The 16,270-nt window shown below is 72.7% G+C and carries 13 protein-coding genes; 11 read left to right on the forward strand and 2 right to left on the reverse strand.

The window, feature by feature from the left end; all coding sequences use genetic code 11:
- Nucleotides 1-4: 4 nt before the first annotated feature.
- Nucleotides 5-1,045: a phenylalanine--tRNA ligase subunit alpha gene (pheS, locus tag ACYVGN_RS08570; RefSeq protein ID WP_460790118.1), complete on the forward strand. Its 1,041-nt coding sequence runs from the start codon at nucleotides 5-7 to the stop codon at nucleotides 1,043-1,045.
- Complete coding sequence (gene pheT / locus ACYVGN_RS08575) at nucleotides 1,045-3,537, forward strand: phenylalanine--tRNA ligase subunit beta (RefSeq protein WP_460790120.1); 2,493 nt, start codon at nucleotides 1,045-1,047, stop codon at nucleotides 3,535-3,537. The genes pheS and pheT overlap by 1 nt, the downstream gene beginning before the upstream one ends.
- 89 nt (nucleotides 3,538-3,626) lie before the next feature.
- On the opposite strand, the gene ACYVGN_RS08580 is transcribed toward pheT, so the two are convergent.
- Nucleotides 3,627-4,559 carry a hypothetical protein gene (locus tag ACYVGN_RS08580; protein WP_460790122.1) on the reverse strand — a complete coding sequence of 311 codons (933 nt, stop codon included), beginning with the start codon at nucleotides 4,557-4,559 and terminating at the stop codon, nucleotides 3,627-3,629.
- A 259-nt stretch (nucleotides 4,560-4,818) separates the two neighbouring features.
- On the reverse strand, nucleotides 4,819-5,490 hold the full coding sequence (locus tag ACYVGN_RS08585; protein WP_460790123.1) for a protein-L-isoaspartate(D-aspartate) O-methyltransferase: 672 nt from the start codon (nucleotides 5,488-5,490) through the stop codon (nucleotides 4,819-4,821).
- A 231-nt stretch (nucleotides 5,491-5,721) separates the two neighbouring features.
- Between ACYVGN_RS08585 and argC the strand changes: the two genes are divergently transcribed.
- From argC to tyrS, 9 genes are all read left to right on the forward strand, one after another.
- Nucleotides 5,722-6,768 carry an N-acetyl-gamma-glutamyl-phosphate reductase gene (argC, locus tag ACYVGN_RS08590; RefSeq protein WP_460790125.1) on the forward strand — a complete coding sequence of 349 codons (1,047 nt, stop codon included), beginning with the start codon at nucleotides 5,722-5,724 and terminating at the stop codon, nucleotides 6,766-6,768.
- Entirely contained in the window at nucleotides 6,765-7,922 is a 1,158-nt protein-coding gene (gene argJ, locus ACYVGN_RS08595; RefSeq protein WP_460790127.1) for a bifunctional glutamate N-acetyltransferase/amino-acid acetyltransferase ArgJ, read from the forward strand. The genes argC and argJ overlap by 4 nt, the downstream gene beginning before the upstream one ends.
- Complete coding sequence (gene argB / locus ACYVGN_RS08600; RefSeq protein ID WP_134745796.1) at nucleotides 7,919-8,830, forward strand: acetylglutamate kinase; 912 nt, start codon at nucleotides 7,919-7,921, stop codon at nucleotides 8,828-8,830. The genes argJ and argB overlap by 4 nt, the downstream gene beginning before the upstream one ends.
- The gene (locus ACYVGN_RS08605; protein WP_460790128.1) at nucleotides 8,827-10,080 is read left to right on the forward strand and encodes an acetylornithine transaminase; all 1,254 of its coding nucleotides are present in this window, start codon (nucleotides 8,827-8,829) and stop codon (nucleotides 10,078-10,080) included. Before argB ends, ACYVGN_RS08605 begins: the two co-directional genes overlap by 4 nt.
- Nucleotides 10,077-11,000 carry an ornithine carbamoyltransferase gene (argF, locus tag ACYVGN_RS08610; protein ID WP_460790130.1) on the forward strand — a complete coding sequence of 308 codons (924 nt, stop codon included), beginning with the start codon at nucleotides 10,077-10,079 and terminating at the stop codon, nucleotides 10,998-11,000. Before ACYVGN_RS08605 ends, argF begins: the two co-directional genes overlap by 4 nt.
- On the forward strand, nucleotides 10,979-12,118 hold the full coding sequence (locus ACYVGN_RS08615) for a heparan-alpha-glucosaminide N-acetyltransferase domain-containing protein (RefSeq protein WP_460790131.1): 1,140 nt from the start codon (nucleotides 10,979-10,981) through the stop codon (nucleotides 12,116-12,118). The genes argF and ACYVGN_RS08615 overlap by 22 nt, the downstream gene beginning before the upstream one ends.
- A gap of 82 nt (nucleotides 12,119-12,200) precedes the next feature.
- Nucleotides 12,201-13,640: an argininosuccinate lyase gene (argH, locus tag ACYVGN_RS08620; protein WP_460790133.1), complete on the forward strand. Its 1,440-nt coding sequence runs from the start codon at nucleotides 12,201-12,203 to the stop codon at nucleotides 13,638-13,640.
- Nucleotides 13,641-13,706: 66 nt separating this feature from the next.
- Nucleotides 13,707-14,468 carry a hypothetical protein gene (locus ACYVGN_RS08625; protein WP_460790135.1) on the forward strand — a complete coding sequence of 254 codons (762 nt, stop codon included), beginning with the start codon at nucleotides 13,707-13,709 and terminating at the stop codon, nucleotides 14,466-14,468.
- Between the two features lie 26 nt (nucleotides 14,469-14,494).
- Complete coding sequence (gene tyrS, locus ACYVGN_RS08630) at nucleotides 14,495-15,787, forward strand: tyrosine--tRNA ligase (RefSeq protein WP_460790137.1); 1,293 nt, start codon at nucleotides 14,495-14,497, stop codon at nucleotides 15,785-15,787.
- Nucleotides 15,788-16,270: the final 483 nt, after the last annotated feature.

Consider the following 16,270-nt stretch of genomic DNA (forward strand, 5'->3'; position numbering starts at 1 on the left):
TCTCGTGCCTGACGTTCCCGAGATCACCCCTGAGGCGGTGGAGGCTGCGGTCGCGGACGCGCTGGCGGCGATCGCCGCGGCCCCCGACACCGCGGCCCTGAAGGCCGCCCGATCGGCGCACGCGGGGGAGGGATCCCCGCTGGCCGCGCTCAACGCGCAGATGCGCCACGTCCCCAACGACCGCAAGGCGGAGTTCGGCAAGCTGGTCGGCGGCGCGCGCGGACGCGTCAACCAGGCGCTCGCGGCCCGCGAGGCGGAGCTCGCCGAGGCCGAGACCGCCGCGCGGCTCGAGGCGGAGCGCATCGACATCACGGCGGTCGCCTCGCGCACCCGCGTGGGCGCGCGCCACCCCATCAGCGTCCTGCAGGAGCAGATCAGCGACGTGTTCGTCGGCATGGGCTGGGAGATCGCGGAGGGTCCCGAGCTCGAGCACGAGTGGTTCAACTTCGACGCGCTCAACTTCGACGAGGACCACCCGGCGCGTCAGATGCAGGACACGTTCTTCGTGGATCCCGTCGCACGCCACCTCGTGATGCGCACGCACACCAGCCCCGTGCAGGTGCGGTCGATGCTCGAGCGCGACCTGCCGATCTACGTGCTGTGCCCCGGTCGCGTGTACCGGACCGACGAGTTCGACGCCACGCACCTGCCGGTGTTCACGCAGGCCGAGGGCCTCGTGGTCGACAAGGGCATCACGATGGCGCACCTGAAGGGCACGCTCGACCACATCGCCAAGGCGCTGTTCGGCGAGGAGGCCAAGACGCGCCTGCGCACCAACTACTTCCCGTTCACGGAGCCGTCGGCCGAGTTCGACCTGTGGCACCCGACCTTCAAGGGCGGCGCGCGCTGGATCGAGTGGGGCGGCTGCGGCATGGTCAACCCCAACGTGCTGCGCGCGGCGGGCATCGACCCCGAGGTGTACTCGGGCTTCGCCTTCGGGATCGGTATCGAGCGGGCCCTGATGTTCCGCTCGGACGTGCAGGACATGCGCGACATGGCCGAGGGCGATGTCCGCTTCAGCGAGCAGTTCGGGATGGTGGTGTGATGCGCGTCCCGCTTTCGTGGCTGCGTGAGTACGTGGACGTCCCCGCGGGGGCGAGCCCCGAGGACGTCCTCGCGGCGCTCGTGTCGGTCGGCTTCGAGGAGGAGGAGGTCATCCGCTTCGAGCTGACCGGCCCCGTCGTCGTCGGCCGCGTGGTCTCCTTCGAGGAGGAGCCGCAGAAGAACGGCAAGACCATCCGCTGGTGCCAGGTCGACGTCGGCGAGCCGGAGCCGCGCGGCATCGTGTGCGGTGCGTCGAACTTCTTCGAGGGCGACAAGGTCGTGGTGTCGCTGCCCGGCGCCGTGCTCCCCGGCCCGTTCGCGATCTCGGCGCGCAAGACGTACGGGCACGTCTCCGACGGCATGATCGCGTCGGCGCGCGAGCTGGGCCTCGGCGACGAGCACAACGGCATCCTGCGACTCGCCGAGCTCGGACTCGACCCCGAGCCCGGCACGGACGCGATCGCGCTCCTGGGCCTCGACGACGTCGCGGTCGACGTGAACGTCACGCCCGACCGCGGCTACGCCATGTCGATCCGCGGCATCGCGCGGGAGTACGCCCACGCGACCGGAGCGGACTTCCGCGACCCCGCGCAGCTGGCGTCGATCGGATCCGGCACCGGGTTCCCGGTCGTCGTCGACGACCGGGCGCCGATCCGCGGCCGCAACGGCGTCACGGAGTTCGTGACGCGCGCCGTGCGCGGCGTCGACCCGTCGCGGCCGACCCCGCCGTGGATGGTCGCCCGCCTGACGCTCGCAGGCATCCGCTCGATCTCGCTGCTGGTCGACATCACGAACTACGTGATGCTCGAGCTCGGCGGCCCGATCCACGGCTACGACCTGAACAGGCTCACGGGCGGGATCACCGTGCGTCGCGCGACCGAGGGCGAGACCCTCGAGACGCTCGACGGCCAGGTGCGCAAGCTCTCCACCGAGGACCTCCTGATCACCGACGACTCGGGCCCCATCGGCCTGGCCGGCGTGATGGGCGGCGCCCACACCGAGATCGGCGACGACACGACCGACGTGCTGATCGAGGCGGCGGTGTTCGACACCGTGTCGATCGCGCGCACGGCGCGCCGCCACAAGCTGCCCAGCGAGGCGTCGCGCCGGTTCGAGCGCGGCGTCGACCCGCTGCTGCCGGCCGCGTCGGCGCAGCGCGTGGTCGACCTCATGGTCGAGCTGGGCGGCGGAACGGCCGACGAGCTCGGCAGCGCCCTCGGCGCGACGTACGCGCCCGAGGCGATCGCACTGCCCGCCGGTTTCGTCCAGCGCCTCGTGGGCGTGGACTACACCGCGGCCCGCATCGCCGAGGCGCTGACGATGATCGGCTGCGAGGTCGTGGAGACCGCCGACGGATGGAGCGTCACTGCGCCGTCGTGGCGACCGGACCTCACCGACAAGTGGACGCTCGCCGAGGAGGTGGCGCGCATCGACGGGGTCGACAAGATCCCGTCCGTCCTGCCGACCCCGCCGTCCGGCCGCGGCCTCACGCCGGCGCAGCAGGGGCGTCGCCGCGTGGCGAACGCGCTCGCCGCCGCGGGCTTCGTCGAGACCCCGTCGTTCCCCTTCACGACCGAGGAGCACAACGACCTGCACGGCTCGGCGTCGGGCGAGCACCTGCCCAGCGTGCGCCTCGCGAACCCGCTGGACGGCCAGGCGCCGTTCCTGCGTCGCTCGCTGATCCCGGGCCTGCTGCAGACCGCGCACCGCAACGTGGCGCGCGGGCTCACCGACCTGGCGCTGTACGAGATCGGGGCGGTGTTCCTGCCGAAGCCGGGCGTGGAGTACGGCACGCCCAGTGTGCCGCCGCTCGCGGTGCGCCCCGACGCCGAGACGCTCGCGCGCCTGGACGCCTCCATCCCGCCGCAGCCGCGCCACGTGGCGCTGCTGCTGGCCGGCGCGGTCGCGCCCAAGCAGCCGGGTCGCGAGGCCGAGGCCGCGGGCCTCGAGGTGGCGCTCGACGCGGTCCGCGTCATCGCGGCCGCCGCGGGCGTCGAGATCGAGGTCGCGCAGGGCCGTCGCGCGGCGCTGCACCCGGGCCGCACCGGCGTGCTCACGGTCGGCGGCGCCGAGGTCGGCTACGTCGGCGAGCTGCTGCCGCAGGTGGCCGAGGACGCCGACCTGCACGGCCGCGTCACGGTGGCCGAGCTCGACCTCGACGCGCTGCTGACGCTCGCGGGCGAGCGCGTGACGGTCGCCTCGCTGTCGACCTTCCCCGCCGCCACGCAGGACGTGTCGCTCGTGGTCGACGCCGCGCTGCCGGCCGGCGAGCTGCGCCGCACGCTCGTGGAGGGCGCGGGCGAGCTGCTCGAGGGCGTGCGCCTGGTCGACGACTACCGAGGCCAGGGCATCCCGGAGGGCCGCAAGAGCCTGACCTTCGCGCTGCGCTTCCGCGCGCCCGACCGCACCCTCACGGCCGCGGAGGCCACCGAGGCCAAGCTCGCGGGCGTCGCCCTCGCGGCCGAGCGCCACGGCGCCACGCTCCGCGAGTAGGCCCGGCGCCGCGCCGCGCCATCCGCGAGACGGCAACTCCGCGCCGAGACTGCAGTGGATCGCTGCAGTCTCGGCGCGGAGCTGCTTGGTCAGCGCGGAGTTGCGGTCCGGCCGCGGGGAGGATCGATTGCCGCAGGCAGCGTCAGCAACGGTGCCGCCACACGGGGCCGCTCCGGTCGCAAGCCGCTCGCCCGAAGCGCCGCGTCGAGCGCGTCCGGATCGCGAGCCTCGCCCCATCCCCACCGGGCGACGCCGTCGCAGCCGCGACGCAGGATGTCCTCGCGTCGCTTCTCCTCCCGCAGGCGTGCGCGTCCGCTCTCGCCGTCGTACTTGAGATCGCCGTCGGCCTCGCCGATCCGGCGCTGAGCACGCCAGTACATGTCGACGCGGAACACGTCGCCGGCGGAGGTTCGGAACACCACCTGAAGCTCCGGTGCGGGGTACCCGAGCCATTCGACGCCCGCGCGGCTGATCGACTCGAGACTGCTCTCGGCGAGCGGCGTGGCGCGGGTGAGCGGCCATCGCGCGGCGGCGCGTCCGCGCGCGCTCGTCCTCAGCTCGTTGAGCTCGAGCAGGTGACCCGCATCCAGTGCGGGCGTGAGTCGCAGCAGCGCGTCGGCCGTCATCAGGCCGAGCGCGGGATGTCGGTGGCGCGCGATGTCGACCGCCGTGTCGGCGGGCGCGACGAACGCGATCCCGTCCATCCGGACGATCTCGCGCTGGTCGGTCGATACGTGGGTCCGCACCTGGCCGACCAGCCGGGAGGTGCCGTCGGCGCTCAGCACGTGGATCTCCGTCGGCTCGCCGACGATCGGCAGGCCCGTGAGCACGGCCGCCGATTCGAGCGCGAACACGGCACCGGGGCGCAGCAGCGCATGCGCGTGAACCCGGGCCAGGTATCGGTCCCACGGCGGGAGCAGGTCCCAGAGCGCCTTGGGAGCGTAGACGCCCAGCGCCACGCGATGCAGCTCGCCCCGGCGCTCAGCGACGTCGAGGCGGAAGGCGGCGTCTCCAGGCCGCATCAGCGGCACCGGACACGGTCGGATGGTGACAATCTCGGGCAGCGCGATCGACATGACGGCACGCTCCCGCATCCTGCCGTCGCGTGTCGGACGTCAGGATCCGATCGGAGCGGATCCCGACGGATCCGGATCTGTGGACGAACGACCGAGGCGCGCCGGCGACAATGCAACCCCGCGCCGAAACATCAACGCCGCGCCGAGACCGCAGCGCACCACAGCGCTTTCAGCGCGGCGTTGCTGTCTCGCAGCGGCGACCCGCTCAGCGCAGGCCGTGCTCGCCGCGGAGGGGGACGAAGCGGACGGCGCCGAGGTCGTCGAGGTCGTACTCGTCGCCGCGGCGGATGAGGCGGATCAGCTGCTGCCACCCGAGGCCGCGCTCTAGCGGCATCACGATGCGGCCGCCGTCCGCGAGCTGGTCGAGCCATGGGGCGGGGATCTCGGGGCCCGCGGCCGCGGCGAGGATCGCGTCGAACGGCGCGGCGTCCGCCAGCCCCAGCGTCCCGTCGCCGGAGGCGACCCGCACGCGCTCGAATCCCGCCGCGTCGAGCGCGCGCCGCCCGGTCGCGGCCAGCTCCGCCACGTACTCGATCGACCACACCTCGGCGCCCATCGCGGCGTAGACGGCGGCCGCGTACCCCGAGCCGGTGCCGACGTCGAGCACGCGGTCGCCGGGGGAGATCCGCCCGGCCTCGGCCGTCAGCGCGACGATGTACGGCTGCGAGATCGTCTGGCCGTGCTCGATCGGCAGCGGCGAGTCGGAGTACGCGTCGCGCGCGAGGTGCTCCGGCACGAACCGCTCCCGCGGCACGCGGTCCATGGCATCGAGCACCCGGCGGTCGCGGATGCCCCGCGCCTCCAGATGCCACTCGATCATCTCCCGGCGCCGCTGGCGGAGCAGGGCGTCGAGACCGGATCCGGCTGCCTCGCCCATGGCCCCACGGTACGTCGGCCGCGGGCGTTCTGCTACGCTCGCGGCATGTCCGCCGGCGCCCTCGTCCCGATGCTCGCTCCGAGCATCGACGTGCGCCGACGTCCGCGTGGCCGCCGAATCTCGGCGACGCCGCGAAGCTCCCGCGCCTGACGGCCCGGTCGAGCGGCCTGGGATCCAGGTCAGTGGCGTCGCCGTCAACGGCCCTCGCTCACGGACAATAAGGTGGAACCCATGACCCTTTCGGTCGCCGTCTCCGGCGCTTCTGGCTATGCGGGCGGCGAGCTGCTCCGTCTGCTCGCCGACCATCCCGACGTCGAGATCCGCACCGTGACCGCGCACTCCAACGCCGGTCAGCCGCTCATCGAGCATCAGCCTCACCTGCGATCCCTCGCGCACCTGACGCTGCAGGACACGACCCCCGAGATCCTCTCCGGGCACGACGTCGTGTTCCTCGCGCTGCCGCACGGTCAGTCCGGGCAGTACACGGATGCGCTCACCGACGTCTCGCTCGTGATCGACTGCGGCGCGGATCACCGCCTCACGGGGAAGGACGACTGGGACGCCTTCTACGGCGGCGACTTCCACGAGCCGTGGACCTACGGCGTGCCCGAGCTGCCGGTCGGAGGAGCGAAGCAGCGCGAGCGCCTCGTGGGCGCCACCCGCATCGCCGCGCCGGGCTGCAACGCCTCGACGGTGGCGCTGAGCCTGGCTCCGGGCGTCGCGGCGGGCGTGATCGCGGCGGACGACATCGTCAGCGTGCTGGCGGTCGGCCCGTCGGGCGCGGGCAAGAGCCTCAAGACCAACCTGCTCGCGAGCGAGATCCTCGGATCCGCGAACCCGTACGCCGTCGGCGGCACGCACCGCCACATCCCCGAGATCGCGCAGTCGCTGCGCGCGGCGGGCGCGATCGGCGACGTCCGGATCTCCTTCACCCCCGTGATCGTGCCGATGGCCCGCGGCATCCTGGCGACCAGCACGGCCCCGATCGCCGAGGGCGTGTCCGCGGCGCAGGTGCGCCAGGCGTGGGAGGCGGCGTACGGCGACGAGACGTTCGTGCAGCTGCTGCCGGAGGGGCGGATGCCGCGCACGGCCGATGTGATCGGCGCCAACACGGCGCTGATGGGCCTCGCGGTCGACGAGGCGGCCGGCCGCGTGGTGGTCGTCACCGCGGTCGACAACCTGACCAAGGGCACGGCGGGCGCCGCAATCCAGTCGATGAACATCGCGCTCGGCCTTCCCGAGGGCCGCGCGCTCAGCGTGAACGGAGTGGCGCCGTGAGTGTGACCGCAGCCAAGGGCTTCGAGGCGGCGGGCGTCGCCGTGGGTCTGAAGTCGACCGGAGCGAAGGACGTCGCCGTGGTCGTGAACCGCGGTCCGCTCAAGACGGGCGCCGCGGTGTTCACCACGAACCGCGCCAAGGCCAACCCGATCCTGTGGTCGCAGCAGGCGATCGCGGACGGCGTGGTCGAGGCCGTGGTGCTGAACTCCGGAGGGGCCAACTGCTTCACGGGCGAGTTCGGCTTCCAGACCACGCACCAGACGGCCGAGAAGGCCGCCGAGCTGCTCGGCGTCAGCGCGGCCGACGTGCTCGTGTGCTCGACCGGCCTGATCGGCTCGGGCGACGACGTCTTCCGCGCCAAGGTGCTCGAGGGCACGACGCAGGGCGTCGCCGCGCTCAGCTCCGCCGGCGGAGATGACGCGGCCGCCGCGATCATGACCACCGACACCGTGCCGAAGACCGCCGTGCGCAGCGCCGACGGCTGGACGATCGGCGGCATGGCCAAGGGCGCGGGCATGCTGGCGCCGGGCCTGGCCACGATGCTCGTGGTCATCACGACCGACGCCGTGCTGGACGCGGCCGCGGCCGACGCGCACCTGCGCGCCGCGACCCGCGTGAGCTTCGACCGCCTCGACTCCGACGGCTGCATGTCGACGAACGACCAGGTCACGCTGCTGGCGAGCGGCGCGAGCGGCGTCGAGCCGGACGAGACCGCGTTCCGGGAGGCGCTGATCGACCTGTGCCGCGAGCTGTCGCAGAAGCTGCAGGACGACGCCGAGGGCGCCAGCCACGCCATCACGATCGAGGTCGTCGGCGCCGCGAGCGAGGACGACGCGGTCGAGGTCGGTCGCTCGGTCGCCCGCAACAACCTGTTCAAGGCGGCGATCTTCGGCAACGACCCGAACTGGGGCCGCGTGCTCGCCGCGATCGGCACCACGCGGGCGGCGTTCGACCCGTACGACGTCGACGTGTCGATGAACGGCGTGCGGGTGTGCACCAAGGGCGGCCCGGATCGCCCGCGCGAGGAGGTCGATCTGACGCCGCGCGCCACCCACGTGCTGATCGACCTGCGAGCCGGGGACGCGGCCGCGACGATCCTCACGAACGACCTGACCCACGACTACGTGCACGAGAACAGCGCCTACTCCTCATGAGCTCCGATCACATCGACATCCAGGACACCAGCCCCGAGGAGGCCGCCGCGAAGGCGGCCACCCTCATCGAGTCGTTGCCGTGGGTGAAGCGCTACCGCGACCAGATCGTCGTCGTGAAGTACGGCGGCAACGCCATGATCAGCGAGGAGCTGCAGGACGCGTTCGCGCAGGACATCGCGTACCTGCGGTACGTGGGCGTGCGTCCCGTCGTCGTCCACGGCGGCGGACCGCAGATCTCGAGCATGCTCGACCGCCTCGCGATCCCGAGCGAGTTCAAGGGCGGCTACCGCGTCACGAGCACGGAGGCGATCAGCGTCGTCCGGATGGTGCTCACGGGCCACATCAACCCGCAGCTCGTCGCGAAGATCAACTCGCATGGGCCGCTGGCCACGGGGCTGAGCGGCGAGGACGCCGGGCTGTTCGGCGGACGCAAGCGCGGCGTGGTCATCGACGGCGTCGAGGAGAGCCTCGGGCGCGTGGGCGACGTGGTGAAGGTCGACCCCTCCGCCGTGCTCGACCACCTCGACGCGGGCCGCATCCCGGTCGTCTCCAGCATCGCGCCGGATCTGGACCACCCCGGCCAGTCGCTCAACGTGAACGCGGATGCCGCGGCCGCGGCGCTCGCGATCGCGCTCAAGGCGCGCAAGCTCGTCGTCCTGACCGACGTCGCCGGCCTGTACGCGGACTGGCCCAACCGCGACTCGCTCGTCTCGCACCTCACCGCGGACGAGCTGCGCGAGATGATGCCGCGCCTGGAGAGCGGCATGATCCCGAAGATGCAGGCGTGCCTCGACGCGGTCGAGGGCGGGGTCGGCGCGGCGGCGATCATCGACGGCCGCGTGCAGCACTCTGTGCTCGTCGAGCTGTTCACGAGCAAGGGGATCGGAACGCAGGTGACCGCATCATGAGCGCACATCAGACCACGGATGCCGCGACCGCGGCCTGGCAGGACGCGGCCGCGCGCGACCTCATGAGCCTGGGCGGTCGTCTCGCCCTCCTCACCCGCGGCGAGGGCTCCCACGTGTGGGACGCCGACGGCACGCGCTACCTCGACTTCCTCGGCGGCATCGCCGTGAACTCGCTCGGGCACGCCCATCCGGTGTTCGTCGAGGCGGTCAGCCGCCAGGCGGCCACGCTGGCGCACGTGTCGAACTACTTCGCGACGCCGCAGCAGCTCGAGCTCGCCGCGCGGCTGAAGGAGCTGGCAGGCACGGGGGAGCGGGGCCGCGTGTTCCTCGCGAACTCGGGCACCGAGGCCAACGAGACCGCGATCAAGCTCGCGCGCCTGCACGCCGCGAAGACCGGCCGCCAGGACGCCGTGATCGCGAGCCTGCACGGAGCGTTCCACGGGCGCTCCACGGGCGCGCTCGCCCTCACCCCCAAGGCCGCGTACCAGGATCCGTTCCGTCCGCTGCTGCCGGGCGTCACCCACATCGAGCCGACGCTCGAGGCGCTCGAGGAGCTGTTCGCGGGCGGCGAGCAGGTCGCGGCCCTCGTGGTGGAGCCCATCCAGGGCGAGGCCGGCGTGCTGCCGCTGCCCGAGGGCTACCTGCGGCGCGCGCGCGAGCTCACGACCGCTCACGGCGCGCTGCTCATCCTCGACGAGGTCCAGACCGGGATGGGGCGCACGGGCCACTGGTTCGCGTTCCAGGCCGAGGGCGTCGCGCCCGACGCCATCACGCTCGCCAAGGGCATCGCGGCGGGCTTCCCGCTCGGCGCCGTCGTGACGTTCGGCGACGCGAGCGACCTGTTCTATCCCGGCACCCACAACTCGACGTTCGGCGGCAACCCGCTCGCCAGCGCGGTCGCGAACGCGGTGATCCAGGAGATCCAGGATCGCGACCTGCTCGCCAACGTGACGGCGCGCGGCGCGCAGCTGCGCGCGGCCGTCGAGGGCATGCCGCTGGTCGCGGGCACGCGCGGCTCCGGCCTGCTCATCGGCATCGCGCTGACCGCGCCCGTCGCCGCCGAGGTGCGCGCGACCGCCCACGCGCGGGGACTGATCGTCAACGCGCCCACCGACGACGCGATCCGCATCGCGCCGGCCTACACGATCGGCGACGCCGAGGTCGCGGAGTTCACGTCGACCTTCGCGGCCGCGCTCGAGGAGGTCGCCTCCCGCCACGCCGCTGCCACGACCGAGGGGAACCCCGCATGACCCGCCACTTCCTGCGCGACGACGACATCACGCCCGCCGAGCAGGCCGAGATCCTGGATCTCGCCGCGACGCTGAAGCAGGACCGCTGGGCCGACAAGAGCCTCGCGGGCCCGCAGACCGTCGCGGTGATCTTCGACAAGTCGTCGACCCGCACGCGCGTGTCGTTCGCGGTCGGGATCGCGGACCTGGGCGGCACGCCGCTGATCATCTCGACCGAAAACAGCCAGCTCGGCGGCAAGGAGACGCCCGCCGACACCGCGCGCGTGCTCGAGCGCCAGGTCGCCGCGATCGTGTGGCGGACGTACGCGCAGGCGGGCCTGGAGGAGATGGCGCAGGGGACGCGCGTCCCGGTCGTGAACGCGCTCAGCGACGACTTCCACCCCTGCCAGCTGCTGGCCGACCTGCTCACCATCCGCGAGCACAAGGGCGACCTCAAGGGCCTCACGCTGTCGTTCTTCGGCGACGGCGCGAGCAACATGGCGCACTCCTACGTGCTCGCGGGCGTCACCGCCGGAATGCACGTGCGCGTCGCCTCGCCCGAGTCCTACGCGCCCCGTGAGGACGTCGTGGCCGACGCCGACCGCATCGCGCTCGAGACCGGGGGCTCGGTGACGCTCTACACCGACCCGCTCGAGGCCGCCGCGGGCGCCGACGTGGTCGTCACCGACACCTGGGTCTCCATGGGCAAGGAGGAGGAGAAGCTCGCGCGCCTGCGCGACCTCGGCGCCTACAAGGTCACGCAGGAGACCATGTCCGTCGCGGATCCGGGCGCGATCTTCATCCACTGCCTTCCCGCCGACCGCGGCTACGAGGTCGACGCCGAGGTGATCGACGGTCCCCAGAGCGTGATCTGGGACGAGGCGGAGAACCGCCTGCACGCGCAGAAGGCGCTGCTGGTGTGGCTGCTGCGGCAGGCCTGACCCGCACCACCCACGGCGGCCTGCGAGGCCGCTTCGACCGAGGCCGCGCGCGGCTGGACGGTCCCGGGCGCGAGCCCGGGATCGACCTCGCGCGCGGCCTCGCCATCGTCGGCATGTTCGCCGCGCACCTGCTCGACACCACGGCGTTCGAATGGACGCATCCGGCGACGTGGACCGACGTCGTCAACGGGCGCTCGTCCATCCTGTTCGCGACGCTGGCAGGGGTGTCGCTCGCGCTGGTGACGGGCGGGGAGCGCCCGTTCGACGGCGCCCGGATGGCGAGCGCCCGCTGCTCGCTCGCCCTCCGCGCCGCCTGCATCTGGCTGCTGGGCGTCCTGCTCGTGATGCTGCAGACCCCCGTGCTCGTGATCCTGCCCGCGTACGGCATCCTGTTCCTCCTGGCGCTCCCGTTCCTGCGGCTGCCGGTCGGGTGGCTGTTCGCGGCGTCCGCCGGCGTGGCCGTGGCCGCGCCGTTCGCCGTCTTCGCGATCGACCAGCTGCCGCTGTGGGACGGCGAGGCGGGGCAGACCGTCGCCCACACGATCGGATGGCACTACCCGTTCGCGCTGTGGCTGGCCTTCGTCCTCGCGGGCATCGGCACGGGCCGGATGGCCTTCGCGCGTCCCGCGACCGCGACGCTCCTGCTCGCGGTCGGCGCGGTGCTGGCGGCCGTGGGCTACGGCATCGTGGGCCGCTGGGCGGAGCTCGCGCCCGCGGACTCGATCTGGGGCGTGGTGCTGTCGAGCACCGCGCACTCGAGCGGCATGGGGGAGGCCGTCGGATCGGGCGGGTTCGCGCTCGGAGCGATCGCGCTGTGCACGCTCCTGTGCGCGACGCCCGCGCGGGCCGTGCTCCTGCCCCTGCGCGCGGTCGGTTCGATGCCGCTCACGGCGTACACGGCGCAACTCCTGACATGGGCGGTGCTGCAGCCGCCGGCGGGCGAGGCGGGATCGGAGCTCGCGGCGTTCCGCGCGCTGGATCCGTTCTGGCCGCTGACCATCGCGACGCTCGCCGGGTGCACCGCGTGGGCGCTGCTGCTCGGGCGGGGCCCGCTCGAGCGCCTGGTCGGCTGGGTGGCCCGGGTCGGTCCCCGCGAGGCGCCGGCCGGCGCGGCGTAGAGCGCGCTCCGGGGATCTCCGGCGCCCCGGAGGGAGCGACCTCGGGCGGGGAGGGCGGCGCGCGCTCGATAGGCTGGGACGCATGAGCAGCGAGCAGCCGAGCGGCCAGCACGGGACCAACGAGGGCGCCCTCTGGGGCGCGCGTTTCGCGACCGGGCCGTCCCCTGAGCTGCAGGCGCTCAGCCGCTCCACCCACTTCGACTGGCAGCTGGCGCTGTACGACATCGCCGGCTCGCACGCGCACGCCAAGGCGCTCGCGGCGGCGGGATACCTGGAGCCCGACGAGGAGCGCCGCATGCACGAGGGCCTCGACACCCTCGCGAAGGCCGTCCAGGACGGCTCGCTGCAGGCCCGCCCCGGCGACGAGGACGTGCACGGCGCGCTCGAGGCCGCGCTGATCGAGGTCGTCGGTCCCGAGCTGGGCGGCCGCCTGCGCGCCGGCCGCAGCCGCAACGACCAGATCGCGACGCTCGTGCGCATGTACCTGCTGGACCACACCCGCGTGATCGCCAAGGAGCTGCTGGCGCTGATCGACGCGCTCGTGGCGCAGGCCGACGCGCACCCCGACGTCATCCTGCCCGGCCGCACCCACCTGCAGCACGCTCAGCCGGTGCTGCTGGCGCACCACCTCCAGGCCCACGCCTGGCCGCTCGTGCGCGACCTCGAGCGCCTCCGCGACTGGCGCGCCCGCGCCGCCGTGTCGCCGTACGGCGGCGGCGCGCTCGCCGGGTCGACGCTGGGCCTGGACCCGCAGCTGGTCGCGAGCGAGCTGGGCCTCGACCGGCCCGCAGAGAACTCGCTCGACGGCACGTCGTCGCGCGACGTCGTGGCGGAGTTCGCGTTCATCGCGGCGCAGATCGGCGTCGACCTGTCGCGCTTCGCCGAGGAGATCATCCTCTGGAACACGCGCGAGTTCGGCTTCGTCACGCTGGACGACGGGTACTCCACGGGCTCGAGCATCATGCCGCAGAAGAAGAACCCCGACATCGCCGAGCTGGCGCGCGGCAAGGCGGGGCGCCTGGTCGGCAACCTCGCGGGCCTGCTCACCACGCTCAAGGGCCTGCCGCTCGCGTACAACCGCGACCTGCAGGAGGACAAGGAGCCGGTGTTCGACTCGGTCGCGACCCTCGAGGTCGTGCTGCCGGCGTTCACCGGCATGGTCGCGACCATGCGCTTCGACGCCGCCCGCATGGCGGAGCTCGCGCCGCAGGGGTTCTCGCTCGCGACGGATGTCGCCGAGTGGCTCGTGAAGCGGCGGGTCCCGTTCCGCGACGCGCACGAGATCTCGGGCGCGCTGGTCCGGGCGTGCGAGGAGCGCGGGATCGGCCTCGAGGACGCCTCCGACGAGGTGCTCGCGTCGGTCTCGTCCCACCTCACCCCGGAGGTCCGCGCCGTGCTCTCGATCGAGGGCTCGGTCGCGAGCCGCACGGGCGCCGGCGGCACCGCGCCGGAGCGCGTGGCCGAGCAGCGCGCCGAGCTGGTCGCCCGCGCGCAGGCAGCGGTCCACGCCCTCGGTCTGTGAGGTCCCACCCCCGGAAACGCGGCCCGGTGACGCCGGGATGTCGGACGCGGCGGGCATGATGGGGGCATGATCCTCGCCGGCCTGCTGCTGCTCGCGGTCGGCGCCGCCGATCTCGTGCGGACGGTCTTCAAGCGCTCGCCTGCGCCGATCCGCCTGGCGTCGCTCGGCGTCGTCGCGGTGGCAGTCCTGGCGCTCGGCGTCGTCACGGCCGCGCCGTTCGCCGGCATCGCGGCGGTCGTGGTCGGCGCGCTGTGGCTGCAGCTCATGCCGGACACGGGCCGGTCGCCGGCCTCGATCTGGCCCGCCGCGGCGGTCGGCGCGCTCGCCGCGCTCGCCGTGGTCCTGGTGCCCGCGGACGCCGGATCCGGTCTGTTCGGTCCCGTGTCGATCGCGTCTCCGGTCGGTGCCCTGTCGCTTCCCGCGATCGTCCTGACGCTCGGCGCCGTCGCCTACCTGATGGAGGCCGCGAACGTCGTCGTGCGCGCCGCTCTCGAGCGCGAGAACATCGCTCCGGATCCGATCCCGGAGGAGCGGCACGAGATCGTCGATCCGACGGCCATGCCGAAGCTCGGTCCGGGTCAGGTCATGAGGGGCGGCCGGCTGATCGGCCCGCTCGAGCGCGCGATCGTGTTCGCGCTCACGCTCGCCGCCGCCTACCCGCTGCTCGCGGCGTTCATCGCCGCGAAGGGCATCGTGCGCTTCCCCGAGATCTCGCGCGACGGCGACGGGGGAGACCGGGCCGAGTACTTCCTGGTGGGCAGCATGGTCAGCTGGGTGCAGGCCCTGTCGCTGGCCTTCCTCGTGTGGTTCGGCATCGGCGCGGCCTGACCCGGCGCACGCCCTAGGCTGGTGGGGTGACCGAGACCGTGGCCGCACCGAAGACCGATCCGTCCTTCGACACCATCTGGGACGAGCTCCTCTGGCGAGGGCTCGTGCACGTGTCGACCGACCAGGAGGCGCTGCGCGAGCTGCTCGCGGGCCCGCCGATCGTGTTCTACTGCGGCTTCGACCCGACCGCGCCGAGCCTGCACCTGGGCAACCTCGTGCAGCTGCTCACCATGCGCCGGCTCCAGCTGGCCGGGCACCGGCCTCTCGGCCTGGTCGGCGGCTCGACCGGGCTGATCGGCGACCCGCGCCCGACCGCCGAGCGCACCCTGAACACGCGCGAGACCGTGGCGGAGTGGGTGCAGAAGCTGCGCGCGCAGGTCGAGCGCTTCCTCGACTTCGACGGCGACGACGCCGCGCGCATCGTGAACAACCTCGACTGGACGGCGCCGCTGTCCGCGATCGACTTCCTGCGTGAGATCGGAAAGCACTTCCGCGTCGGGACGATGATCAAGAAGGACGCCGTCAGCGCCCGCCTCAACTCGGACGCCGGCATCAGCTACACCGAGTTCAGCTACCAGATCCTGCAGGGTCTGGACTACCTGGAGCTCCACCGCCAGTACGGCTGCGTGCTGCAGACGGGCGGCAGCGACCAGTGGGGGAACCTGACGAGCGGCGTCGACCTGATCCACAAGGTCGAGGGCGTCTCGGTCCACGCCATCGGCACGCCGCTGATCACGAACAGCGACGGCACCAAGTTCGGCAAGAGCGAGGGCAACGCGATCTGGCTCGACGCCGAGATGTGCAGCCCGTACGCGATGTACCAGTTCTGGCTCAACACCGACGACGCCGATGTGATCGCGCGGCTGAAGGTGTTCACGTTCCTCACCCGCGCCGAGATCGAGGAGTACGAGCGGCTCGTCGCCGAGGAGCCGTTCCGCCGCGCCGCGCAGAAGCGCCTCGCGCTCGAGGTGACCACGACCGTGCACGGCCCCGAGGCCACGCAGGCCGCGGTCGCGGCCTCGGAGGCGCTGTTCGGCAAGGGCGATCTCGCGACGCTCGACGCCGCGACCCTCGCCGCCGCGCTGCGGGAGCTGCCTCACGCGGATGTGGCGTCGGGGACGCCGGTCGTGCAGGCGCTCGTGGAGACCGGGCTGGTGTCGTCGGCGTCCGAGGCACGGCGTGCGATCGCCCAGGGCGGCGTCGCGATCGACGGCGCCAAGGTCGACGATGACTCCGCGGTCGTGACCGGCTCCCTCCCCGGGGGAGTGTCCGTCCTGCGGCGCGGCAAGAAGGCCCTCGCCGGCCTCTTCGTCGCCTGACGGGCCCCGCCCCGGGGGCGCGACACGCCCGGGGGATGCCGCGGTTTGCCCCGCCCCTCGGATCCACGTAATGTATTCCCTTGTCGCCGCCAAGCGGTGAGGTTGAGCCGGAAGGCTCCCACCCCAGGTCGACGACGAACTCCACTCCGAACAGCGGGCTCTTGAGCGCGCCGACCCTCGGGTCTAGGGTGGAGGATCCAGCTCCTCGAGGTCTCCTCGACGATGCCGGCGCCCGTCGCTCAGACAGCGCCCCGGCGTGTCGGATTGACAAGCCGAGCGAGATGGATAAGATAGAGAAGTTGCCCCGGAGGGCTGCGGCGGGAGTCGCAGGGCTGGGAGCATCCGATCCTTGAGAACTCAACAGCGTGCACTTGTCAAATGCCAAATAACCTCGGCAACTGGCCTTTTTGGTTGGTTGCGAGATTCCTTTGGATCAATTTTGGAAGTCAGTTTTGACATCCGTTTTTGGTCAGCATCAAACTC

It is taken from the genome of Microbacterium lacusdiani (assembly GCF_054779895.1).